The sequence below is a fragment of the Xanthomonas fragariae genome, from assembly GCF_900183975.1.
GTDB classification, from domain to species: domain Bacteria; phylum Pseudomonadota; class Gammaproteobacteria; order Xanthomonadales; family Xanthomonadaceae; genus Xanthomonas; species Xanthomonas fragariae.
This window is the reverse complement of sequence record NZ_LT853882.1, coordinates 4,109,858-4,133,038: the sequence shown is the minus strand read 5'-3', so window position 1 is coordinate 4,133,038 and position 23,181 is coordinate 4,109,858. Positions and strand designations below refer to the sequence as shown.

Below are 23,181 nucleotides of genomic sequence, written 5' to 3'. Positions count from 1 at the left end.
CCATCCAGTAAGCATGATTTATTCTGCACCTTTGGCGGAAAATTTTGTTATTGCCAACTGCTGATCTTCTAGCGACGAAAATCTGCCGCTTCCATTAATTCCCCAGTGCATCGCTTTATCTAGCCAGCGCTCAACTTCATCCGGTTTAAAAAGTGAAACAACCACGCTAAGAACGGCTATCAAGATCAACATCAAAATCGCAACCGGCGCCATCCAGCCAAAAAGTATCATAAAAGAAAGAGCCACAGAGGCTGCGCCAAGGCTCATGATTGATATTCCATATGCTCTGTTAACGCTATAATCCGCACTGCCTTCATTAATCATGATGACCCCAGCAACAAACGCAGCGATAGCACCAAGCCATTTTCCTCCAGCAATAACCACTTCTGCTCGCGAAGCCGCATTGAGCATCAAACGTCCTAGTGGCTGCGCTAGCTTTTGTGAACCCCATGGAATACTTTTAGCAGCTGTGCCACTAAGTTCTATGGCATTGCCAGCAAGGGCTGCGACACCTGCGGCAAAATTCGATCCTTTAATTGCACTATCATTAACAGTGGATTTTTTATAATCTTCATAGAGCTTACCAAGGCTTGCGCCAGCAAAAATTGTAGCCACCACCCCCGTTTTGAACTCAAGGCTATTGAGCCTTCCTATGCTCTGTCTCAGTAAGGAATCGAACTCCTGTGAGCTTACTGCTGCGGCCACCTCACCAGCTCGGGCATTGCGCATGCTTCTAGCTCCAATGTCGAAACTCTGCCATTGAGCTACGCGATTGGTATCAACCAGCATCACCATATTGAACTTAAACTGCTTGCCTCCCGTCGTCCTGTCCACCTCGATTCCAGGTGTCATGGCGCTGCGGGCTGGCGAGCGCATTCCCTGGCCCGAGGATAAGCCGGCTTTGTAAGCCAACTGATTAGCTAGCGCGCGTGTGGCTTGCTTAGGCGTGGTATACATGCTCAGATCAATCAGCTGCATATTTGGAGAGCCCGCCCGCGCCACCGCTGACATCAGGCCCAGCTGCATCTTGTGAGGCAGCAGCAGGGCGCTGCCTTGCGCCATCAGATCCATAGCGCCGCCCACCATGCGCGCTAATGGGCCTGACAGTTGATAGATATATTTGGCCAACCCACTAAACGCGCCTTCCAATTCGTTGTTCGCGCCTTTTTCAAGTGCCTCCTTCAGGCCACTATAAAGCGCACCCGAGAAACCTAGCCAATCTGGTGAATCGGCCTGCTTCGAAGCGATAGCCTTCCATTGTTTTATCGCGCCGTCCAAATTCCAAACCATGGCACGTGAAAGAATCGACTCCTGCTTTGCAGGGTCTTGTTGCAAGGCGCTTGTGGCATAGTCGAATACCTTCCTGCGGCCTAGCGCGTCACTGATGATCGCCACAACCGATTCTTGATATTGCATTCCACTGCGAGTGTTAGCCGCGTCGAAACTGCAGATCATGTGCTGCTTGAAAGTATCACATTCCAGCCAAGCCACATATGCCTCGTCTAACGGAGTGATTAATTGCTCGCCAAGCTGTTTCAGCTCGTTGGTATATGTATTTTTAAGATAATCCTCGTAAGCGTTGCCGCCCTTTAGGTGCTTTTGATACTTCTCCCATGATTCGGCGCCCAAGCGCAATATCTCATCTTCATCTTCGACCTTAAACCAATCATCATCCCATTCTTGAACGGGGCGAGTAAATTGACTGGTATGTGCACGGCCAAATAGCGTCTGCATCACGGACTGTCCGATCATCGCGCGATCTTTTCGAGCAGTTTCCTCGCTTTCTACAGCGCCATTCTTAATTGCCTCACGCAGGGCCGTAATTGCGAGCGCCGACTCACGCTTTTCTTTTCTTTCTGGCTGCTCGGCCCATACAATCGCTTCTTCCAAGATAAGCTGATTCAGATCAGCCATTAGGCCAACTGGGTCGTCTATCGCCACGACGGCGGGGTCGACGCCTTTGCTATCAGGAGAAAGCTGGCCTGCTACTTGCCGCATGGTGGCGACAAGCGCGTCCACTCTGTCCTTGTCAAAACTCAACATATCCGTGAGGCTATGAGAAAATGCTGGGCCTGATGCAGAAACAGTGATCGCAGGTAACGTCTGTGGCCCCAAAAGGCCACTCTTGTTCGCAATTGAATAATCAGATGCTAAATGAAACTCTGCCACTTTGTCTTTCGCAGCATATATCGTGTCCATATGCGGCTGCGCACCACCACCTTTTGCCCAGGCGGCGACGTCGATACTTCGCATATGACGACGGCGATAGTCCGCCGATTGATGTTGCTTCAATATTTCATCTGTCCAGGCCGCTGACGAAAACGACAGCCAAATTTTACCTAACAGTTCAGGGTGATTCGCATCTGGTATCACCAAATAGCGCCCGGTCTGGCTAGCCGCCATTCGCGAACACGGCTGAGCATCACCCAACTTGGGCGCAGGGGCTCGCAGATCATATTCAACCAGATGCGCATCGTCGCTGACTACATAGCCACTCCATTGCTGACGCCTTTCGTTAAAAACATACAGATAGCCTGCTCGCAATAACCGCAATGTATATCGCGCGTAGTCGGGCGGCAGCTTAATTTGGGACGCAGAAAAAGGAGCGCTCAATTCCATGGGCAGCCGCTTGACAGACTGCACTCGCGACACCTCGTAACGCACCGGCAGGATAGGCAATCCCTTTTGATCGCAGATTGGGCACTTCTTGGACGGATCACAGGCCATATACACTCCATGTCTTGTTACTTGCAGCGCCAATTACGTCCTTACTCAGTTTCGTAATGTCCAGATCAAGGCATGCGCCTACATAGCTAACTTGACCCATCTGAACTTGTTCCAATCGTCGTGAGAGCTCAGGATGGTCATGGATGCCAAGATGCGTGAGCAGCACTTGTTCAACAAACAAAAAGATGTCAGATTCATCTTCCATGCCCCAGCGTTCATAGGTCTGTTCTATCACACTCGCTACAAAGCGAATGTCGCCAACTGGGATTCCCGCGCTTGTAAGATGAACGCTTGTACGATTCAGAACCCCAATTCGGCTTAGTACCCCCCATTGGGATTCGGTCAATTTCAGTCCAAGTCCGCCGGTGTCCGCTGAGCGTGGTTGATAAGCCCATGAACCATCTAGCAGGCGCCATGACCATTTCTCTATCGGCCCTAAGAGATAGTTGATCTGGCGCTCATCCAGAATCCACTGCAGATGACCAAACACGCGAGGGTCATAGAAGCGCAGGAGCATGCACTCCCTATCTGAGGTTTTTTGCAACATCTGCCTAGCCAAATGATTAACCACTTTTCTCTCGTCAGCGTCGCTTGTTAGAAGCGCACTGAAATACGTCATCCTAGGGTTAGACTTTTCCCACTCCTGCATATGGTCCAGCAACTCAATTTGGTGGGAATGGCTCAATGTGCTGAAATTTATTAGCCTCGGCAATATATCGGATTGCCCGCGAAGCTCTTTGGGAGCTATCGACACAGAAGGCCAGTTGATCCAAGCATCAACTTCAATTTGCAACGGATTGATTATTCCGTAGCGATGATTCGTGTAAAATCGATGATGCATGGTATTCAGCCCTGAATTAGGACGATCGCATCCCCGCCAGCATCCGCGGTCCGCGTTTTGAAATCGCACAATTTGAGCGCACTTGAGGGAGCGCTTGCCCCCGCACTTACCCCCTGCGGCCCCGTCCACACCTGCTGCCCGCCCTTGAACTCGACCGTCCCCGGCGCGCCCAGTTCGATGTCGTCGCCGTCCAGCTTGATGTAGGCGCCGGCCGCCGTGGCCAGCAGGTGCTTGGTCGGGGCGGCGAGCTGGACGTCGGCGGTGGTGCTGACGATGCGGACCTGGGTCTTGGCGGCGAGCTTGGCCAGGTTCTTGTGCGCGCGGGCGCTGAGCGTGCCTTGCGCGGCGTGCAGGGCGATGCCGCGCTCCTGGTTGGGACTGCCCGCGACCGGGGCGCTGCCCTGGGTGTACAGCACCAGCCCGCCGGCCACCGCCAGCACCAGCTGCGCCTGGCTGGCCCAGTTCAGTGCGGTGCCGGCCAGCAGTGTGGTCTGCGTGCCCGACACCCACACCTGGTCGGCCGGGGTCAGGCTCATCACGCCCGCGCTGCCGCTGCCCAGCAGCGCCGGGCGGCTCCAGCCCGGCGCCTGGCCGTCGGCGCTGCCACCCTGCGTCGCCTTCAGGCTGGCCTGCAGGGTCTTGAGTCCTTCCTGGGCGGGGAGGCGGTCCGGGTCATTAGGCAGCTGCGCCTGCTGTTGCCGGGCCGCCTCGGCCAGCCCCTGCAGCAGCTGCTCGCCCTGTGCCAGCTGCGCCAGCGCCTCGCTCGCCGCCAGCTGCTGCTGGCCCGCCGCGCTGCTCAGCAGCAGGCCCTGGCCGGCGCGCACCGCGCCGTAGGCCTGGGTGGACAGTTCCACCCCGTAGCCGCGCTCGCCTTCGCGCAGGTTGTCGCTGCCGCCCTTCAGGTGGCCCAGGGTCAAGGTGCTGGCGTGCTGGGTGGTCGACAGCTGCGCGCGGCCCTGGCCGGGGGTGTCGTCCAGCCGCAGCTGCTGGTAACCGCCGGTGCCGTCCTGGCTCTGCGCCAGCGCCTGGCTCTTGAACCCGGTGAACACCGCGCCGTGCGCGTTGCCCTGGAACCACGCCGGCGCATTGCCGGTGGCCCCGGCCCCGCCGCCACCGACCTGGTTGTGCGCCGCATCGGCCTGGCCGCGCCCGTTGTAGACGCTGCCGATCACCACCGGCCGGTCGATGTCCCCTTCCAGGAACCCCACCAGCACTTCCTGGCCCTTGCGCGGCAGCACCACCCCGCCCCAGTTGTCGCCGGCCCATGGCGTCATCACCCGCACCCAGGTCCACGCCGACGCGCTGCCCGGCGCGTTGTCCTCGCCCCCCGGATGCGCCAGCGCGCTGCTGGCGTCGGCACCGCGCTGGAACGGGAACTGCACCTTGATCCGGTGGTCGCGGTCGGACTGCACCGGGTCGCCGTCGCTGACCACGATCGCGCTCAGCGTGCCGGCCACCGTCGGCTTGGGATGCAGGCGCACGCCATGGCCGTCCTCGGTCTGCGGCCGGTAGGTCGCCGTGGCCGGCAGCGCGGTGAACTGGTTGCGGTAGAACTCCACCGACGCATCGTCTTGCGGCGGCGCATCGCCGGCGCCCAGGCCCGCCAGCGCCGATGGCAGCGGTGCGCCGGCCACGGTCACCGCGCCCAGCGATTGCTCCAGCGCGTCGAACACCTCCGCACCCAGGTTGTTGCGTGCCTGGTGCCGCACCTGCAGGCACAGGAACGCCGCATCGGCCGCCACGCCCGCATGCTGGCGCAGGCCAAAGCGCGTGCCCGGGGCCAGCTGGCGCCAGCTGCCCTGGCCCTCGATGGTCTGCGCCGCCACCTGCTGCGCATCGAGTTGCTGCTGCGCGCGGCGCTGGCCGCGCGTGCTGTCCTGCCAACCGTGCGGGCCGGCGGTGTCCACGTCCTCGGCGCCGATGTCGCCCAGCGGCGTGCCCTCGGCGCCGGCCGGGCGCAGGCTGCGGCTGCGGTAGTCCCAGCTGGCCCGCGACAGCGTGGTCGGGCGCCAGCGACACGACCGCACCCACTGCTGCACGCTGTCCTGATGCTCGGTCACGTCGGTGCGGTGATAGCGCACCGTGCCCAGCTCGGCGAAGGCGTGGTTGTGGTCCGACAGCACCAGCGTGTGGCTGCCCAGGCGCTCGCTGCCGGCATCGCCGGCATGCGCGAACCAGACATAGATCCCTTCTTCGGCCAGCAGCCGCTGCACGAAGGCCAGGTCGGTCTCCTCATACTGCGTGGTCAGGCTGCGCTTGGCGTACACGCGGCGGTCGGCCAGCTCCCAGCGCCAGGCCGGCGCCAGCGCGCCCTGCTCGGCGTAGTCGGCGAACACGCTCTCGACAATCTCCACCACGCTCAGGTCCTGGAACACGTAGCTGTCCACACGCTGGCCCAGCAGCGCCAGCCACGGCTCGATCGTCAGCCGGTAACGCGCCAGCCCGCCGTTGCTGCCGAGCCGCTCAAACGCGGTGACGTGGCCGTGGAACGGGCGCAGCGCGGTGCGCGATTCGGCGGTGAGCAGTTCCAGCAGCACCGGCTGGCAGAGCAGGTCGTCCAGCGGCAGGCCGGCGTTGGCCGATAGCGCGCTCACTTCGAAATGGAAGCCGCCGCCGTCGACCGACTCGCGGCCGTCCAGGGTCTCGGCGACCAGCACGTCGGGGCCCAGCGGGGTGTGCAGCCGTAGCAGGCGTTCTTGCTGGCCCGGCGCAGCCAGGGCGGAAAGAACGGTGGCGACTGGGTCCATATAAGCTCCTTGCAGGTGACGCCAGTCGCAACACGGCGGACTGGACGATGCGGCCGAGTCTAGCAAGGCGGGCGCGGTGGGACAGGCCCCCGACAGGCATCTATCGCCCAAATTTTGAGGTGACCACCGGGAAGAGGTAATTGAGGTAATGCGGCATTGTGAAGTGCGATATCTCCAACTATATCAAATACTTATTTCAATTTTTCAAAGGTAATAAGAGGGTAATGCGCAGGTAATGTGATTACTTTTTGGCAGGTAATTGGACCATTGAAAAAATTCCTTATACATCAATGACATTACCTTCTTGGAGCCGGCAAATTACCTGGGATCACCCTGGAAGGTAATCAAAAAAGTTTTTAAAAATCAGATACTTGGAGACGATGCAGGCCATTGATTACCAATTACCTGTTTCCGATGGTCACCTCGAGATTTCCGCTTGGACGATCCGCACGCCAGATCGCTGACAGCAGGGGCTGGCACGCCCCTCACGGGCAGGGTTCCGCAGGGATGGGCAACGCCGCCGAACGGCCCTGCGGCCACATCAGGCGCGGCCGGCGCTGGTCCGCAGGGGCGCAGCGAAATGCGCCCATGAAGACCGCAGGCGTGGCGGGGCGACGATTGCGCGCGCAGCCTCCATGGAGGTCTAAGGAGTCGCCCCTGAAAAACCCCAACCACCCAACGACCGCAATGCCTTGATGTCTGCACCGGCGTGCCAAAACTACCAGTGTTCGCTACGCTGAAGGCTGGTTTCTGGCAATTTCCGCCCATGCGTACACGCCGTCCTGCTGCCGAAGACATGCCTGCCGATGAGTTGTTTCGATCGCGGCTGGAGAACCAGATCGATCTGCGTCATCCGCTGGCGCGGCTGAGCCAACGGATGCCGTGGACGGCGTTGGAGCAAGCACTTTCATCGCGCTTGCCGGCCACCCAGGCCGGTGGCGGTCGGCCGGCATTGCCGGTGCGGCTGATTGCCGGTTTGCTCTACCTCAAACACGCCTACGACCTGTCCGATGAAGCGGTGTGCGAGCGCTGGCTGGAGAATCCGTACTGGCAGTTCTTCACCGGTGAGGTCGTGTTCCAGACGCGTTTGCCGTGCGATGCCAGCTCGCTGACGCGCTGGCGGCAGCGCCTGGGTGAGGCCGGGATGGAAGAGCTGCTGGCGCACACCATCAACGCCGCGCATGCGATGCAGGCGGTGGACGCACGCGAGTTGTCGCGGGTGATCGTGGACACCACGGTGCAAGAGAAGGCGATCGCCTATCCGACCGACAGCCGTTTGCTGGAGGTGGCACGCAAGAAGCTGGTTTTAGTGGCCAGGCGGCACGGCATCGGATTGCGGCAGAGCTACGCGCGGCAAGGCCCGGCCCTGAGCCGCAAGGCAGGTCGGTATGCGCATGCGCGCCAGTTCAAGCGCATGCAGCGCGTGCTGCGACGTCAACGCACGGTATTGGGGCGGGTGTTGCGCGATATCGAGCGCAAGCTGGACCAGGTGGAACCCGGCGTGCGCGAGCGCATCGCTGTCTGGCTGGAACGTGCGCAACGGCTGTACACGCAGCGTCCGAAGGACAAACAAAAACTCTACGCATTGCATGCCCCGGAAGTGGAATGCATCGGCAAGGGCAAGGCGCGTCAAGCGTACGAATTCGGCGTCAAGGTCGGCATTGCGGTCACCGCCTGCAAGGGATTGGTCGTGGGTGCGCGCAGCTTCCCGGGCAACCCGTACGACGGCGATACCTTGGCCGAGCAGCTGGAGCAGACACGCGGGTTGCTGCAGGATGTGAGCGTAGAACCGACGGTGGCGATCGTGGACCTGGGCTATCGCGGGCGCGCGGTCGATGGCGTGCAGGTCCTGCATCGCGGCAAGGCCAAGACCCTGACGCGACGGCAATGGCGCTGGATCAAGCGACGGCAGGCGGTGGAGCCGGTGATCGGACATCTGAAAGACGACTGCCGGTTGCGTCGCTGCAGGCTGAAAGGTGCCCAAGGCGATGCGCTGCACGTGCTCGGCTGCGCCGCCGGCTACAACCTGCGCTGGCTGCTGCGCTGGATCGCGTTTTTGCGTGCCTGGATGCGGGCGATGGGATGGTCATCCTTGAGTACCGCGCCGCTGTCACCGACGGCACTTGGCGCTTGAAGGGGATTTTTCAGGGACGACTAAGGACTCAGGTAGGATTTGCAAATGCCCCCGCCTACAACTGCCCATCTCTTCTTCCTAGGCCTGTGCTCCCAGCGCGGCATAGGCTTTGACACGCTGCGAAAGCTGGGCGGGCCGAGAGGCATCGCACGTCAACTTGAAACCGACGGCGGAGGAACGTTAGAGGTGTCGCCTGGACGGGTGATCGGTGGCGAGGATCTGGGGGACATCCTGGAGGCCGGAATTCGCCTTTACGAAGACCTGGATGTCAGAGGGTGCTTTCTTGTAGGCGAGGATGATCTTGGCTATCCGAGCGTGTTTGCGTCGATGCCGGATGCTCTCCGCCCCCAGTGGTTCTTTGCAAAGGGCAACCTTAGCCTTCTCGAACGGCCAGGAATTGCAGTAGTCGGCACTCGCTCGCCTACGCCAAAGGGAACTTTCCTCACGCAGTTTGCTTCAAGCGTTGTTCGCGAGCTCATGTGTCCGCTAATCAGTGGGCTAGCGATCGGCGTTGATTCCACTGCTCATGAGTGGTCGCTTCAGACCTTCACACCCAACATCTCCATATTGGGCACTGGAATCCTTCGAACGTATCCTGCAAAGAATACGGAGCTGGCTGATCATATTGTCAGCGAGGGAGGGCTCCTCGTGAGCGAGTATTTGCCCGATGCCTCTCCGAATGCAGAGTCATTTGTTTGGCGAAATCGTCTGCAGGCTGCGGCGGCAGCTTGCGTCGTCGCACCCGAATGGAAACGTTCGTCAGGAACAGCCCATACCATTAGGTTTGCGAAAAGATTCGGACGCCCTACAGTTAACTTGTCGCTGGACGGCGTCCTGCCTGAATCGGACCATGGAATAGCAGATCGCACCTTTGAAGTGCCTTCGCAGTACCAAGAGCTCAGCGCATTTTTAAATAAATGCTTGATCGACTACGACATACTCCCGGCACTCACTCAGCGCAGGCTATTTGGATAATGGCATTCAAACTACTTCTAATCGCTGTCGAAGGCACAATTGTCGGACCAGACAATAAGATTGACGTAGCAATCGTTAAGCAGCTAGGCAGTTTAGCTGGTGAGCTTCGAGCTAAAGGCGTAACAGTTGCGCTGTGGTCTACCCGCAAGTGGACATGCGGGGGGCGTTCCACTTGATCAGTACATTTCTCAACATGCGGGCTTCGAGATAAAAGCGCATGGCTTAGCAAATGACGGAATGCCGCCCAGGAAAGTCGGTGATTCCGCAGCAGCCATCTTCACGCAGCACCAAGTAAAGCCTCATGAAACCGTGCTTCTTGGCGCGACTAAGGAGGACATGATCGCCGGGGTACATAACAAACTCTTACATATCCGCTGCGATTGGTATGGGCAGCAGTGCAAATACGGGCTGGCAGTGCCAGATGTTTCAGCGCTTAGACGATTTTGTCTAGTCTTTGCACTGCGGCAGCATAGCATTTATTGGAAGCACCTTGACAATAGCTTAGACATTTCGGCAGCCGGCCCATACTCCACTAAAAGGCCAGACTATGCATTGTTCGGTGGCGACGCGCGCGATGCCGCTAAATATGGTGCTGGACATCCTGATTTCTGGTTTCTTATTGTAGCTTCATCGGCGTACTTCTCGGGCAGCCTAGTTGGAGTTGACTATATATGCAGTTACCCAGGCCATAAAGCGGGCTATACACAGCCCGCGCCAAATAGCCAAGCGGCCGTGCTTGCACGCCTAGGGCAATGCCTAAATATAAGCTATTATCATGACCTAATCCTTCGACATTTAGACTCAAATAAGAGCCAGCCAATTCCGGCACTAAATAGATCATTTTTAAACCAATTAAACACAATCCACCTGAACAAGAAGCCGAGACGCAATCTTTCGGTTGACGCCAGGAAAACTACGATCTCTCTCAGGGACAAGCTTATACTCGTGGTTGATGATATAACCACTTCAGGCAAGAGCCTGGACACAGCACGTGCATATATCGAAGCTGCTGGCGGAAAAGCCCGACTTTTCTCGTGGCTCAAGACCATCCATACCAGCTACACGAGAATGAATGCACCGGAATTATCGCCATACAAACCCAATGCGATAGTCGCCGAGCCAAGTCATGCGAACTTTGGATACGATTCTGGCGTGGTTGACCCAAAAGCACCGACAGAGCTGGATTCCGCTTTGCGGGAATATGTCAAATTAAACGGCCCATAGCGTGCTTTAGTCATAGTTAGAGACGGGTCGCCAATAGACGACCCGTGGGTATCACAACTTTGACTCAACACGCTCTGTAGCGACTTGGTGGTAGAGCTGCGTCATTTCGATCCCAGTCCAGCTGAAGCCTTCTAAATCAGCGGCAAGCAATGTAGTGCCGCTGCCGGCGAACGGATCAAGCACGCGCCCACCTGACTCGCAAATCCGCACCAGCTGACGCATTAATTCGGTGGGCTTGCCAGTCAGATGATGCTTGTCGGCTTTGCGCACCGACTCACGGATAACACCAGGCAGCACCGGCGCGCGACGATCCAGCGGCATGTTGCCCTTGCTACCCCATACGATGTACTCGGCCTGGTTGCGGAACCGGCCCAGCTGCGGCCGCACGCCCTCGGTCTTGTCCCAGACGGTGATGCCGCGCCAGGTGAAGCCAGCGATCTGCAGCGCGTCGGTGGTCAGCGGCAGCTGCCGCCAGTCGGTGAACAGTAGGACCGGTGCGCCGTCCTTGAGCACGCGCGCGCACTCGGACAGCCACAGATGCATCCACTTCAGGTGCGAGCGTTGGTCGCGTTCGTCGCCGACGAAGTCGGCATGCAGTTGCGCGCCGCCGCCCTGCACGTACTTGGTCGACGGTGGCCTGGCGCGTGCCGCAGCAGTGAGGCCGCCGCTCGCATACGGCGGATCAGTGATCAGCGCGTCGAACGCGTTCGCTTCGAGCGTGGGCAGGATGGTCAGGGCGTCGCCCTGGAGCAGCTGGTTTTTCATGGTGAGCGCCTTCTTGGATTCGCTCGCGGCGATCGGAGGTGAGGCTCTCGGCCTTCAGGTGATTGAGCGTGCCGCAGCGCGGGCACTTGATCTGGATTTCATCGAAGGCGCCGGCCTTGCACAGCAGGCGAGCGCAGTCGCCACAACGGAGGTTCTCGAGCATTGCGTGGTCTTACGGTGGGAAAGGATTACGCGGCCGCTGGCGGCGCGTACGGGGTGAAGGCGATCACCTCATCACCCACCCAGTCGTTGATTTTCAACAGGCGCGCCTGCAGCGGTTCCAGTTCGTTGGCGGCCCAGACGGCAGCGGCCTCGCGGATCGAGCCGAAGCCGCCTGCGTTCTGCGGCACGATGCCCATGAGTTGCGGCGGGATGCGCAGCGCGGCCAGCATGTCGTCTCGGGTGATGCCCTTGATGCCGCTGAACTCGTCCTTGGCCGCTACCTCGCTGACCGGGATCAGCTTCAGTCCATCCTTGTTGCCGCCTGGCGAGTACAGGAACAGATTGCGGAAATTGCCCGGCCCCTTGGCGCCCTTCATGGCGTTGCGCAGCGCGTCGACATCTTCCTGGCTCTGCTGGGGGTCGGTCAGGTACAGGATGAAACCGGCGTGCGAGCCGTTGTTGTAGTACTTGCGCCGGAACAGCGTGGCCGACTCGTTGAGCAGCGCCGACTGCATCGCCGGCATCCACTCGGGCAGACCGTAGAGTTCCTGATCGACATCGGCTTCGCGCAGTTGGAACACGCTGCCCGGCTCGAACACGTGCTCGTCGTGCCAGGTGCGCACTTGGAAATACGCGCCCTCGGTGATGCCGCGCCGCATGTATTTGGACAGCGGCGCAGTCAGCGACAGCGCATTGCCCAAGCGGTTGCGACGGCGTTCGAGGTAGCCATTGCCGAGCGTGATCCAGTCCAGCGACAGCTGCTCGAACGCCTCGCGCGTCAGCAACCGGTGCGGCTTGAAGGTGCGCGCCAGCATGTTGCGCTTGAAGATCAGCCCGGACTGCAGGAACGGATTGCTGCGGGTGGTCTTGGACAGGCCATCCAGCGCCACCGGTGGCTCGTACCAGCGCCCGTTCTGCCAGCACTCCAGATAGTCCAGCACGCCGCGCCCATCGAGCACCGGCGTCGGGTCGCCGAAGGTGAACGCCTCGGTGCGTGTGGGCGCTGCAGGCGCGGTGGCGGGCAGCTGGTGGGTCAACATCAAGAGATCTCCATGAAGCCGGAGTTGCGCGCGGTGCGCCCTTCCAGCGGTTCGTTCTGCAGCGCGTGAAACAGTGCCCACGCCAGGTCGGCGTGGCCGGTCTCTTCGGAGCGGCCGGCGGTGAAGGTGGACTGCCGGCCACTGGCCGTCATGGTCTTGCGGATGGCCATCAAGGACTGCGCCACGTCGGTCCAGCCGGCGTCGAACTCCAGCCGGCCGTTATGGATGACGTCGAACGCCTTGAGCACCAGGCGGGTTTTGACCTCGGGCGAGTAGCTGAAGGTGACCAGATTCGGGAAGAACTGCTTCACCAGTTGCGCCACGCCGCTGCCCATGGCGGTGGTGTCGATGCCGATGTAGGTCACCCAGTAGCGACGCGTGATGCGCTCGATCTCGGCGGCCTGCTTGGCAAAATCCATGCCCCGGAACTGGATGCGCTCCAGCAGCCTGAACTTGCCGCCGGGCTGCTGCGGTGGTGCCAGCACGACCAGGCCGGCGGTGTCGCCGGTCTCGGCCGGGTCGTAGCCGATCCACACCGCGCGATCGCCATAAGGGCGCGCGGCGAACGGTTTGTAGTCCTGGCCCCACTCGACCCAACTGTCGACCATGCACGGCTGCAGCATCGCCAGCGGGAAGATGCTGGCGCCGTCGTCGACGAACTCGCACATCAACAGGTTGGCGAACGCGTCCGGGCTGTATTCCTCGCGCAGCTCGTCGATGTCGAACAGATCGCAGCCACGGCGCTGGGCGTCGAGGAGGTTGACGATCTGCCGCCAGGCGCGATCCTGGCAGCGACGACCGCCAGCCAGGGCGTCGTGCGAGACATCGATCTGGATCCGCTGCGCGGCCGGCTTGCCCTTGTTGCGGCGCTCACCGGTCCAGAACGTGTAGGCCTCGTGCGCCATGCTCGATGGCGTGCTGAAGTAGGTCTTGCGCCATTTCTTGTGCATCGCCATGCCGCTGGCGACCTTGTTCAATTCGTTGAACCCGTAGGTCCAGAAGAACTCGTCGAAATAGAAATTGCCGTGATAGCCCTGCGCAGTGCGCGCATTGGTGCCCAGGAAGAACAACTCGGCGCCATTGGGGAACACGATGCTGTCGCCGCCGGAGAGCGTCTCGTCGATCGTCTCGCGCACGAACTGCTGCATGTAGCCGCGAAACAGATGCGCCTGCGCCTTGGAGGCGCTCAAGAAAATCTGATTACGCCCGGTGGTAAGTGCATCGATCAACGCTTCGCGTGCGAAGTAATACGTGGCACCGATCTGGCGCGATTTCAGGATGATGCGGGTGCGCTCGTTGCTGGCCCGGTACCAGTCGCGCTGGTAATCGAAGCAGCCGTCGACGAACGCGGTGGTCAGCTGCTCGACCTGTTCTTCGGTGAAGTCGTTGCGCTTGGGTTTTTTCTTGGGCGCTGCGTTGCGGTTCGCCACAGCCGGATTCAGGTCGGCTTCGTTGCCGCCGCCCTGGTAGCGCTGGATGCGCGCCTGGCGCTCCAACTGCCGATGCAGTAGATCGATTTCCTTGAAGTCGCCGCCGGATTTTTCCGGCTTCATGATCAGCACGACCAGGCGTGCTTCGAGCGCGCCACCGATGCGCTCGACGTTGTCTGCACGATCCCACTCGTCACGCGACTTCCAGCTGTGTACAGTCTTCTCGTTCTCGCCGATGGCCTGCGCAATTTCGGTCACGCGCCATCCCATCCAGTACAGGAACTTGGCCTGTCTGCGGGTGTCCATCGGGAGCTGGGTGGCAACGCTGTGCATGCCGACCAGGGTGCGGCCCACCTCTTCATCCCGACAGTTGAACGACGCGTAATCATCGTGTTTACACGGTGATTGCGTTGCTGCGCTGTGCCTCGCGTTTGACCATGGGTCATCGCAAACGCATCCAGCGCAGAGGACACCCATGTCGGCCAAGGCCAAGAAGTTCCGTTCCAACTGGTTCCGCGTGGCCGTCGAAGGTGCCACCACCGATGGCCGCACGATTCAGCGCAGCTGGATCGACGACATGGCCAGCACCTACAACCGCGAGACCTACAACGCCCGCATCTGGATCGAGCACATGCGCAGCCTGCTGCCGGACTCGCCGTTCCGCGCGTATGGCGATGTCACCGCCGTCAAGGCCGAAGAGGTGGAGATCGATGGCAGCAAGCGCCTGGCGCTGTTCGCCCAGATCGAGCCGACCGCCGACCTGATCACCATCAACAAGTCCAAGCAGAAGCTCTACACCAGCATCGAGGTGCAGGAGAAGTTCGCCAACACCGGCAAGGCGTATCTGGTCGGCCTGGCGGTGACCGATTCGCCGGCGAGCCTGGGCACCTCCATGCTGAGCTTCGCCAGCCAGAACCCCGACGCCAATCCGCTGGCCGATCGCAAGCAGTCACCGGGCAACCTGTTCACCGTCGCCGAAGAAACCGCGCTGGAATTCAGCGAGGTCAGCGAAGGCCCAGTCGCCGGCCTGCTCAACCGGATCCGCGCCGCGCTCAAGAGCGAGGACGCCACCAGCATCACCGCCGAGCAGTTCGCAGAGCTCGGCGAAGGCATCGAAGAGATCGCCGAGCACGTGCGCGGCCAGGACGAACGCTTCAACCGCCTGCAGGCCGAGCACGCCGCGCAGAAGACCCAGCACGCGCAGCTGGCGAACGACCTGACGCAGTTACGCGAGTCGCTATCGCAGCAGGCCGACCCCGCACAGCCCACACGCCCGGTGGTTACCGGCGGCGGCGCGGTTGTGCTGACCGATTGCTGATCCCTGCGCCTTTCGCACACCACACACACGCCGCCAGCGCCTGACCTTCGGAGCCACCATGCAAAACGCCACCCGCCTGCAGTTCAACCAGTTCGCCGAGCAGATCGCCAAGCTCAACGGCGTCAGCAATGCGTTCCACTCCTTCACCGTCGAGCCGACCGTGCAGCAGAAGCTGGAAACGCGCATGCAGGAATCCAGCGAGTTCCTGTCCAAGATCAACATCATCCCGGTGGACGAACTGTCCGGCCAGAAGGTGGGCATCGGCGTCACCGGCAGCATCGCCAGCCGCACCGACACCGGCGCCGGCAAGACGCGTACGCCGCGCAACGTCGCCGCGCTCGACAAGAACGAATACCTCGCCAAGAAGACCGACTTCGATACCGCCATTCCGTATGCGCTGCTCGATGCGTGGGCCAAGTTCCCGGACTTTCAGGCACGCCTGCGCGATGCCATCGTCAAGCGTCAGGCGCTGGACCGTTTGCAGATCGGCTTCAACGGCACGCACGCCGCTGCCGACACCGATCGCGCCGCGTTCCCGCTGCTGGAAGACGTCAACATCGGCTGGCTGCAGCAGTACCGCACCAACGCGGCCCAGCGCGTGCTGGGCAGCGGCAAGACGGCCGGCAAGATGGTCATCGGCGCCGGCGATGGCGCGGACTACCGCAACCTCGACGCGCTGGTGTTCGATGTGGTGAGCAACCTGCTCGATCCGTGGCACCGCAAGGATCCGAGCCTGGTGGTGGTGCTTGGGCCGCGACCTGATGCACGACAAGTATTTTCCGATGGTCAACAAGGACCAGCCGGCCAGCGAGAAGATCGCCACCGATCTGATCTTGAGCCAGCGCCGCGTTGGCGGCCTGCAGGTGGCCGAGGTGCCGTACCTGCCGGACGGCGCGCTGATGGTCACCTCGCTGGCGAACCTGTCGATCTACTACCAGACCGGCGGCCGTCGCCGTTATATCCAGGAAGTGCCCGCACGCGATCGCATCGAGAACTACGAGTCCTCCAACGATGCCTACGTGGTCGAGGACTACGGCCTGGGCTGCGTGGTCGAGCACATCGAGATCGAGGCCTAAGCCATGGCCGACAGTCCCGCCAAGCGTCACCACAGCCGCGTGCTCGCCGAGCTGGAAGCGGCGCAGCGTGCCCCGCACCAGCTGATGGCCGGCGCCACCGCCTACGAGCAGCACATGGCCCAGCTGCAGAGCGATCGCCTGCGGCTGAAGCAGATCCAGTCCACCCAAGGCAAGGCTGCGCTCAAGGTGCAGCTGCTGCCGACCTACGTGCCGTATCTGGCCGGCGTGCTGGCCGGTGGCCAGGGCGCGCAGGACGAGATCGTCATGACCTGCATGGTGTGGCGCATCGATGCCGGCGACTATGCCGGCGCGCTGGAGCTGGGCGCCTATGTGCTCAAGCACAACCTGCAGATGCCCGACCGCTTCTCCCGCACCGTGGGCTGCGTGCTGGCCGAGGAAATCGCCGAAGCGGCGCTGTCGGCGCAGAAGACCGGCCAGAGCTTCGACGCGGCCGTCCTGGCCGACACCGCCGCGCTGACCGCCGAGCAGGACATGCCCGACGAGGTGCGCGCCAAGCTGCACCTGGCACTGGCCCGCGCATCGCTGGCGGGCATCACCGATGAGAGGCCTGCCGACCAGGCGCACCCCATCGCCTCCGCCGCTGTCGCCGACCTGCAGCGCGCCATCGCCCTGCATGGCAGCTGCGGCGGCAAGAAGGATCTGGAGCGCGCCGAGCGGCTCTTGAAGAAGTTCAGCGTTGAGCCTGCCGGCACCAGCGCATAACCGAGCGTCCCCGCAACCCTCGCCGGCTCGGGGCTGATCCACAGCACCTTCGCTGCGGTGACGCCCCGACCACCGGCGATCTCTTCGAGCCATCCATGAGCGGATTCACTGCCACCGGCACCACCAGCGCCGCGCCGGATGCGATCGCCAATGCGCCGTTCTGGCCGGCGATCGCACCGGCCAGCGTGCGGGCGAGCATGCGCCTGGATGGCACCGTGACCGATGCGCGTCTGCGCCACGCCATCGTCGCCGCCATGCTCGCAGTCAACGATGCGCTGCAGACCTGGATGCAAACGCAGCAGGCGGCCGGCTACGCCGCGTTGGCTGACGTGCCCAGCACCACCGTCGATGGCATCTCGCGCCGCGTGCAGCTGTACCTGCGCGCGGTGGCGTGTGCCACCGCCGTCGAGGTGGCAGAGCGTTACCGCAGCTTCGATGCCACCGACAGCGCCAACCAGCGCGCCGATGACCTATCACCCAGCATCACCGAACTACGCCGCGACCAGCGCTGGGCCGTGCGCGATCTGCAACACCTGCCGCGCAGCACGGTGGAGCTCATCTGATGCGCGTGCATGCCATGCAAGGCGACACCGTCGACCTGCTGTGCTGGCGTCACCTGGGCAGCACGACCGGCCTGGTCGAGCGCACCTATCTCCTCACTCCCGGCCTGGCCGAACTGGGCGCCGTGCTACCGCATGGCACGCCGGTGGAGTTGCCCGAGGTAACCACCACCACAGCGGCGATGACGCCACTCGTGCAGCTATGGGACTGACCTGATGACCGAACCCACCTCCGTCTCGAGCGGCTTTTTGATCGCCACCGGTGTGGGCCTTGCCTCGGTGCTGCCTGGCATCGATGGCGATGCGTTGATCGGCGCGTTCGCCGGCGGCGCCTTGTTCGTGGTGTCTGCCGCCAAGCAGCCGCTGTTGGCGCGATTGATTTACTTCCCGGTGAGCGTGATCGCCGGCTACCAGCTGGCGCCAGAAATCCTGCGCTGGTTGCCGATCAAGTCCAGCGGTGTGGCCGCTTTTGCGAGCGCGGCATGCGCCATCACGGTCACGCTGGGGCTGATCGAAAAGAGCAAGTCGTTCAACTTTTCCTTCCTACGCCGTGGAGGTCCGCCCAGTGCATAGCCTGGTCACCGTCCTGACGTTGATGGCCTCGCTCGCCATCTGCGTCCGTCTGCTTACCTACCGCCGGCCAGACCATGCGCGGCATCGGCGCAGCGCTGGCTGGTGCGCCTGGTTGCTGATCGCCAGCACCGGCGGCCAAGCGCTGCACATCTTGCTGGCCGGCGCCGGCTCGCAAGTCAGTCTCTGGCACCTGGGCACGTTGATCGTGCTTGCGGTGCTCACCTACCGCGCCCAGGGCAATGTGGCGCGCATCCTGAAGGTCGATTGATGTTCACCGATACCCAGCTCGCCTCGCTCATGCAGTGCTCGGCGCAACGCGCACAGCGCTGGCACGGCCCACTGCTTGCCGCCGCCAACCGCTTCGGCATCACCACCAAGCGCCGCGCCGCGCACTGGCTGGGCCAGGTCGGCCACGAAAGTCTGAGCCTGTCGCGCATGGAAGAAGGGCTGACCTACACCACCAGCGCCCGACTGCTGGAGGTGTTTGGCGAGCGCATCATGCCGGCTCTGGCGCCCAAGTTCCTGCGCAACCCCGTGGGCCTGGCCAACTTCGTCTATGCCGACCGCCTGGGCAACGGCAACGAAGCCAGCGGCGATGGCTATCGCCACCGTGGCCGGGGTCCGATGCAGCACACCTGCCGGGGCAACTACCGCCGCATCGGTGTGCTGATCAGCTTGCCGGTGGAAGAGCAGCCGGACCTGCTGCTGCAGATCGAGCCCAGCGCACTGGGTGCGGCGGCGTATTGGCACGACAACGGCCTGAACGTGCTGGCCGATGCCGGCGATGTGCTTGGCCTGGGCCGCAAGATCAACCTGGGCAACGTGCGCGCCAAGCGCTTGCCGGAAGGCCACGATGATCGCGTCACGCGCACGCGGCGCGCCCTGCAACTCCTGGGCGTGAGCTGATGGTCACGCGCTTGATCATCCTGCTCGCACTGATCGCAGCGCTCGTTGGCGGCTGCGTGTCGCAGGAGCAGCGCGTCAGCACTGCACGCACGGAGCGCAAGCAAGCACTAGACGCAAACGCTGCCGCCATCGCCGAACGCGACAGCGCAAAGGCTTCAACCAAAGTCGTTGTCGGGTATGTCGACCGCGTGCAGATCGTGCGCGAAGCCGGCGCCACCATCACCCGCGAGATCCCGATCGATGTCACCCAGAAAGCCGATGCTGCTTGCGCTATCCCTGCTGGCTTTGTGCGGCTGCACGACGCCGCCGCCTCGGGCAACCCTGCCGGGCCGACCGCCGGAGATCCTGATGCGCCGGCCGCCGGCATTACGCTCTCTGCCGTCGCCAACAACTACACCAGCTGCCACGCCACCGCCGCGCAGCTGAGTGCGCTGCAGGACTGGATCTATCTGCATCTGCCGGCAGCGGCGCCATGATCAAGCCCGCCAGCCTGCGCGCGCATCTGGTCGCGGCCTTGCCGGACCTGGCACGCGATGCCGACCGGCTGCTTGTGTTTATCGACGCCGGCAGCTTGGTCAGCACGTTCCAACCGGGGCTGTCGTTCGAGTACCAATACACGCTCAACCTGATCGTGACCGACTACGCCGGTCACCCGGACAGCGTGATGCTGCCGCTGCTGCAATGGGTGCAAGTCAATCAGTCGGAGCTGCTGTCCAATCCGGCGCGCCGTGGCGAGATCGCCTTCGAGGCCGACATCCTCGCCAACGACGCGGTGGATCTGTCGATCAAGCTGCCGCTGACCGAACGCGTGGTCGTGACGGCGAAAGATGGCGGCGGCTATGACATGACGCATGCGCCTGAGCCGGTGCTCGATCCAACATGGATGAGCTGACCGCGCTGGAGAATTGGGCCGCTCCGCTACTGGCCCGCCTGCAGCCCGGCGAACGCCGCACGCTGGCCCGCAAGATCGGAACGGAACTGAGGCGCTCGCAGAGCCAGCGCATCGGCAAGCAGCAAGCGCCCGATGGCACACCGTACGCACCGCGCAAGCAGCAACTGCGGCAGAAGTCCGGACGCGTCAAGCGAGCGAAGATGTTTGCCAAGCTGCGGCAGGCCAAGTACTTCAAGGTCAGCGCCAGTCCCAACGCTGTCAGCGTTGGGTTTGTGGGGCGCGTGTCGCGCATTGCCCGTGTGCATCAAGAGGGGCTAACGGAACGTGTCCGGGCGGGCGGACCCAAAGCGCGCTATGCCAAACGTGGATTGATTGGAATAAGCGAGCACGACAGCAAAGAAATTCGGAATCTAATAATTTGGGCTCTTGATGATTATCGTCTATGATCGCGGTGCATACTTCACCACTCACGCAAAGAAATAGAAATGAGTCTCGAATTCAAGACGGCCATGATCTATGGGAATCTAAGTTCAGATAGCGCCTCCGAGCAATATCCGGAGGTCACGGCTTGCGCAGATTGCATCGAAAAAGATAGCAAGCGTGCTGAGGACCAAGAAATCGTTCAAATCACTGGCGATTACGACTCTTCGTATGGTGAGGAATGCCATTTTTGCGATACACCCGCAGAGCCAGATTAATAAATTATCAATAATCTACTGGAGCTAACTTTAAAATGCCCAGCGAAGAAGAGGCCCCACAACCTAACCAAGGCGTGCACAAGATGGCGCCTTGGTACATGAAGAAAATAACTTTCTGGTCATTGCTTGCCCCGATTTTTATTTTCTTCGGCTGGATTCTCATAAGTGGACCAACTGCACTTCAGAACTCGCGAATACTTCCAGACGAAGTAAATAAAACATGGAATGCCTTCAGCAGCTGGCTTCATGAGGATGAAGAATGGACTGGAACATGGTCTGCCACACCTGAAGGATATGTTGATTTTGAAGAAATGCGCCTATCTGATACTGACCTTATAATTACATTGTCTTCGTCAAAAGGATGTTTAAGTGGCACTGTGGCTAGTAAATCTGTTTGTCGAGCCATGCCTTTATTTAATTTTAATTTACTAGAAGGGAATGTTTCTGCGCTTGGCGGCAGAGCGGACATTAAAGTATACGATCATGTTGGCGGGAAAAGATTGGATCTTGGCTATATACAATTGCGGCGTAACGGCCCTGTTATGGATGTGATTGCCGGGGCTATGTTTTTGCAGGTGCTTCCCGCTCCAGTTCGGATAGCTAGACATCCGAACGGATCCGAATCCAGCCAATCTGAACCTATGAGTGATTACTGTGCAAAAGAACGAGAAGCTTTGTTTGAGAAATTACGGAATGGGTCTGGCGACAAAAAAACCCAGTGAGCGACAATTTTACCTTTCGAATTTATGAAGGGAAAACGGATGCAACGATTTCCGAAGCACAAATTCACCTTGTAAAACCAGCTAAGACTAGCTGATTCACTGGAAGCGGCATGCGGTCACATTGATGCTTGATGCATGTTCCTTGCAGCAAGCGGCCATGGCTTCTTTTACGGCAGTTGACCTATCTAAGCTCCAAGCGCCAGATTTGATCGACGCTCTGGACTTCGAAAAGATATTCGCCGAAGCGCTTGCGCAGTTTCGTCGGCTGCTGCCGGAGTTCTCCGCGCTCACGGAAGCCGACCCGATCTACAAGCTCCTGCAGCTGTTCGCAGCCCGCGAGCTACTGATCCGACAACGCGCCAACGACAAAGCCCAGCAGACCATGCTGGCCTTCGCCACCGGTACCAACCTCGATCACCTGGGCGCGTTATTCGGTGTCGCACGCCTGGTTCTCGATCCGGGTCAACCCGAGACCGGCATCCCACCGACCTACGAGTCGGACGTGGACTTCCGCCGCCGCATCCAGCTGGCACCCGAGGGCTTCAGCGTTGCCGGCCCCGAGGGCGCGTACATCTATCACGCGCTCAGTGCGGCAGCCGATGTCATGGACGCCAGCGCCACCAGCCCCGCGCCTGGGCAAGTGCTGGTCACGGTCCAATCGCGCACCGGTGATGGCACGGCTCCGCAGGCGCTGCTGGACCAAGTCGCTGCGATCCTCACCAACGATGACGTGCGCCCACTGACAGACAACGTCACGGTTCAAAGCGTCCAGATCGTCCCGTATGCCATTGGTGGGCGCGTCTACACCTACGCTGGCCCGGACTCTGCGGTGGTCATGCGCGAGGCAATGCGCAGCCTGCAGGCATATCTGGACGAGGCACACCGCATCGGTCGCGATGTGCCCGAGTCGGCCATCAAGGCCAAGCTGTTCGCCGACGGCGTGCAGCGTGTTGAGCTGGACGCGCCGGCAGCCGACATCCGGATTAGCCGCACGCAGGCCGCTTACTGCACCTCGATCGACATCGTGCACGCCGGCAGCGATGAGTAGTTCACCGCTGCCGCCCAATGCCACACCAATGGAACGCGCCCTAGCGTCCATTGCGCAGCGGCTGGAAGCGATCCCGCTGCCGTACCCGGATCTGTGGAATCCAGACACCTGCCCGGCCGGCCATCTGCCGTGGCTGGCGTGGACGCTATCGGTGGACGACTGGAAGGCCGACTGGAGCGATGCGGTCAAGCGCTCGCGCCTGCGCAGCGCTATGGCAATCCAACGCCGCAAGGGCACCGCCAACAGCGTGCGGATGGTCGTCGAGTCGTTCGGCGGCGCGGTGGCCATCCGCGAGTGGTGGCAGCAACAGCCGCCCGGACAACCGCACACCTTCGAGCTGACGCTCACGCTCAACGGTTCCGATGGGAAGGCTGCAAGCGCGCGATTCGTCGATGAGGTCATCGCCGAGGTCGAGCGCACCAAGCCGGTTCGCTCGCACTTCGGCTTCTTGCAGGGGCTACAAGCCACCGGCAACGTCTCGCTGGCGACTGGTATTCGCATCATCAACTACCGCCGTCTGTCGATGACGGCGCAGGGATAAGCCATGGCATTACAACTGGTCCTCACCACCGCTGGTCGCGCAGCGCTGATCAACGCCGAGAAGAACGGCACCACCTCTA

The 23,181-nt window shown here is 61.2% G+C and carries 24 protein-coding genes and 1 pseudogene; 18 read left to right on the top strand and 7 right to left on the bottom strand.

Annotated features, from left to right (window positions below; genetic code table 11):
* Positions 1 to 18: 18 nt before the first annotated feature.
* The 3 genes from PD885_RS19200 to PD885_RS19190 are packed head-to-tail and all read right to left on the bottom strand — an operon-like array spanning position 19 to position 6,315.
* Positions 19 to 2,727, bottom strand: a complete 2,709-nt coding sequence (locus PD885_RS19200; RefSeq protein WP_172404520.1) for a T6SS effector BTH_I2691 family protein — start codon at positions 2,725 to 2,727, stop codon at positions 19 to 21.
* Positions 2,717 to 3,568 carry a DUF4123 domain-containing protein gene (locus PD885_RS19195; RefSeq protein WP_088057073.1) on the bottom strand — a complete coding sequence of 284 codons (852 nt, stop codon included), beginning with the start codon at positions 3,566 to 3,568 and terminating at the stop codon, positions 2,717 to 2,719. The genes PD885_RS19200 and PD885_RS19195 overlap by 11 nt, the downstream gene beginning before the upstream one ends.
* A gap of 5 nt (positions 3,569 to 3,573) precedes the next feature.
* Positions 3,574 to 6,315 carry a type VI secretion system Vgr family protein gene (locus PD885_RS19190; protein ID WP_088057072.1) on the bottom strand — a complete coding sequence of 914 codons (2,742 nt, stop codon included), beginning with the start codon at positions 6,313 to 6,315 and terminating at the stop codon, positions 3,574 to 3,576.
* Positions 6,316 to 7,081: 766 nt separating this feature from the next.
* On the opposite strand from PD885_RS19190, the gene PD885_RS19185 reads away from it, so the two are divergent.
* The 3 genes from PD885_RS19185 to PD885_RS21140 all read left to right on the top strand — a co-directional run bounded on the left by PD885_RS19185 (position 7,082) and on the right by PD885_RS21140 (position 10,648).
* A complete protein-coding gene (locus PD885_RS19185; RefSeq protein ID WP_088057118.1) occupies positions 7,082 to 8,449 on the top strand; it encodes an IS5 family transposase in 1,368 nt (455 codons plus the stop codon).
* Between the two features lie 45 nt (positions 8,450 to 8,494).
* Positions 8,495 to 9,424 (top strand): DNA-processing protein DprA, encoded by a 930-nt coding sequence (locus tag PD885_RS19180; protein ID WP_088057071.1) that lies wholly within the window; start codon positions 8,495 to 8,497, stop codon positions 9,422 to 9,424.
* A gap of 237 nt (positions 9,425 to 9,661) precedes the next feature.
* Positions 9,662 to 10,648 (top strand): phosphoribosyltransferase, encoded by a 987-nt coding sequence (locus tag PD885_RS21140; RefSeq protein ID WP_145954112.1) that lies wholly within the window; start codon positions 9,662 to 9,664, stop codon positions 10,646 to 10,648.
* 51 nt (positions 10,649 to 10,699) lie between these two features.
* Here the strand turns inward: PD885_RS21140 and PD885_RS19175 are convergent, their stop codons facing one another.
* The 4 genes from PD885_RS19175 to PD885_RS19160 are packed head-to-tail and all read right to left on the bottom strand — an operon-like array spanning position 10,700 to position 14,378.
* Entirely contained in the window at positions 10,700 to 11,413 is a 714-nt protein-coding gene (locus PD885_RS19175) for a DNA-methyltransferase (RefSeq protein WP_088057070.1), read from the bottom strand.
* Positions 11,331 to 11,576, bottom strand: coding sequence for a Com family DNA-binding transcriptional regulator (locus tag PD885_RS19170; protein WP_088057069.1), 246 nt, complete (start codon positions 11,574 to 11,576; stop codon positions 11,331 to 11,333). Before PD885_RS19170 ends, PD885_RS19175 begins: the two co-directional genes overlap by 83 nt.
* 25 nt (positions 11,577 to 11,601) lie before the next feature.
* Positions 11,602 to 12,615, bottom strand: a complete 1,014-nt coding sequence (locus PD885_RS19165; protein ID WP_002809136.1) for a phage portal protein — start codon at positions 12,613 to 12,615, stop codon at positions 11,602 to 11,604.
* Entirely contained in the window at positions 12,615 to 14,378 is a 1,764-nt protein-coding gene (locus PD885_RS19160) for a terminase ATPase subunit family protein (RefSeq protein WP_172404491.1), read from the bottom strand. The genes PD885_RS19165 and PD885_RS19160 overlap by 1 nt, the downstream gene beginning before the upstream one ends.
* A gap of 142 nt (positions 14,379 to 14,520) precedes the next feature.
* On the opposite strand from PD885_RS19160, the gene PD885_RS19155 reads away from it, so the two are divergent.
* From PD885_RS19155 to PD885_RS19090, 15 genes and pseudogenes are all read left to right on the top strand, one after another.
* Positions 14,521 to 15,363, top strand: coding sequence for a GPO family capsid scaffolding protein (locus tag PD885_RS19155; protein WP_088057068.1), 843 nt, complete (start codon positions 14,521 to 14,523; stop codon positions 15,361 to 15,363).
* Between the two features lie 58 nt (positions 15,364 to 15,421).
* A pseudogene (locus PD885_RS19150) lies at positions 15,422 to 16,439 on the top strand (phage major capsid protein, P2 family).
* Positions 16,440 to 16,442: 3 nt separating this feature from the next.
* Positions 16,443 to 17,162 (top strand): phage terminase small subunit, encoded by a 720-nt coding sequence (gpM, locus tag PD885_RS19145; RefSeq protein WP_002809148.1) that lies wholly within the window; start codon positions 16,443 to 16,445, stop codon positions 17,160 to 17,162.
* 95 nt (positions 17,163 to 17,257) lie between these two features.
* A complete protein-coding gene (locus PD885_RS19140; RefSeq protein ID WP_088057067.1) occupies positions 17,258 to 17,725 on the top strand; it encodes a head completion/stabilization protein in 468 nt (155 codons plus the stop codon).
* Complete coding sequence (locus PD885_RS19135) at positions 17,725 to 17,934, top strand: tail protein X (RefSeq protein ID WP_088057066.1); 210 nt, start codon at positions 17,725 to 17,727, stop codon at positions 17,932 to 17,934. The genes PD885_RS19140 and PD885_RS19135 overlap by 1 nt, the downstream gene beginning before the upstream one ends.
* A 4-nt stretch (positions 17,935 to 17,938) precedes the next feature.
* Positions 17,939 to 18,295: a phage holin family protein gene (locus PD885_RS19130; RefSeq protein ID WP_002809170.1), complete on the top strand. Its 357-nt coding sequence runs from the start codon at positions 17,939 to 17,941 to the stop codon at positions 18,293 to 18,295.
* Positions 18,288 to 18,563, top strand: coding sequence for a phage holin family protein (locus PD885_RS19125; RefSeq protein WP_002809171.1), 276 nt, complete (start codon positions 18,288 to 18,290; stop codon positions 18,561 to 18,563). Before PD885_RS19130 ends, PD885_RS19125 begins: the two co-directional genes overlap by 8 nt.
* Positions 18,563 to 19,201, top strand: a complete 639-nt coding sequence (locus PD885_RS19120; protein ID WP_172404519.1) for a glycoside hydrolase family 19 protein — start codon at positions 18,563 to 18,565, stop codon at positions 19,199 to 19,201. Before PD885_RS19125 ends, PD885_RS19120 begins: the two co-directional genes overlap by 1 nt.
* Entirely contained in the window at positions 19,201 to 19,677 is a 477-nt protein-coding gene (locus PD885_RS19115; RefSeq protein ID WP_088057064.1) for a hypothetical protein, read from the top strand. Before PD885_RS19120 ends, PD885_RS19115 begins: the two co-directional genes overlap by 1 nt.
* Positions 19,674 to 20,093: a phage tail protein gene (locus PD885_RS19110; RefSeq protein WP_002809175.1), complete on the top strand. Its 420-nt coding sequence runs from the start codon at positions 19,674 to 19,676 to the stop codon at positions 20,091 to 20,093. Before PD885_RS19115 ends, PD885_RS19110 begins: the two co-directional genes overlap by 4 nt.
* Entirely contained in the window at positions 20,081 to 20,539 is a 459-nt protein-coding gene (locus tag PD885_RS19105) for a phage virion morphogenesis protein (protein ID WP_002809177.1), read from the top strand. Before PD885_RS19110 ends, PD885_RS19105 begins: the two co-directional genes overlap by 13 nt.
* A 39-nt stretch (positions 20,540 to 20,578) precedes the next feature.
* Positions 20,579 to 20,791 carry a hypothetical protein gene (locus PD885_RS19100; RefSeq protein WP_002809178.1) on the top strand — a complete coding sequence of 71 codons (213 nt, stop codon included), beginning with the start codon at positions 20,579 to 20,581 and terminating at the stop codon, positions 20,789 to 20,791.
* Positions 20,792 to 20,826: 35 nt separating this feature from the next.
* Positions 20,827 to 21,513, top strand: coding sequence for a hypothetical protein (locus PD885_RS21135; RefSeq protein ID WP_145954034.1), 687 nt, complete (start codon positions 20,827 to 20,829; stop codon positions 21,511 to 21,513).
* 157 nt (positions 21,514 to 21,670) lie between these two features.
* The gene (locus PD885_RS19095) at positions 21,671 to 22,561 is read left to right on the top strand and encodes a baseplate assembly protein (protein WP_040762711.1); all 891 of its coding nucleotides are present in this window, start codon (positions 21,671 to 21,673) and stop codon (positions 22,559 to 22,561) included.
* The gene (locus tag PD885_RS19090; RefSeq protein ID WP_082244268.1) at positions 22,554 to 23,102 is read left to right on the top strand and encodes a phage tail protein I; all 549 of its coding nucleotides are present in this window, start codon (positions 22,554 to 22,556) and stop codon (positions 23,100 to 23,102) included. The genes PD885_RS19095 and PD885_RS19090 overlap by 8 nt, the downstream gene beginning before the upstream one ends.
* Positions 23,103 to 23,181 lie beyond the last annotated feature (79 nt).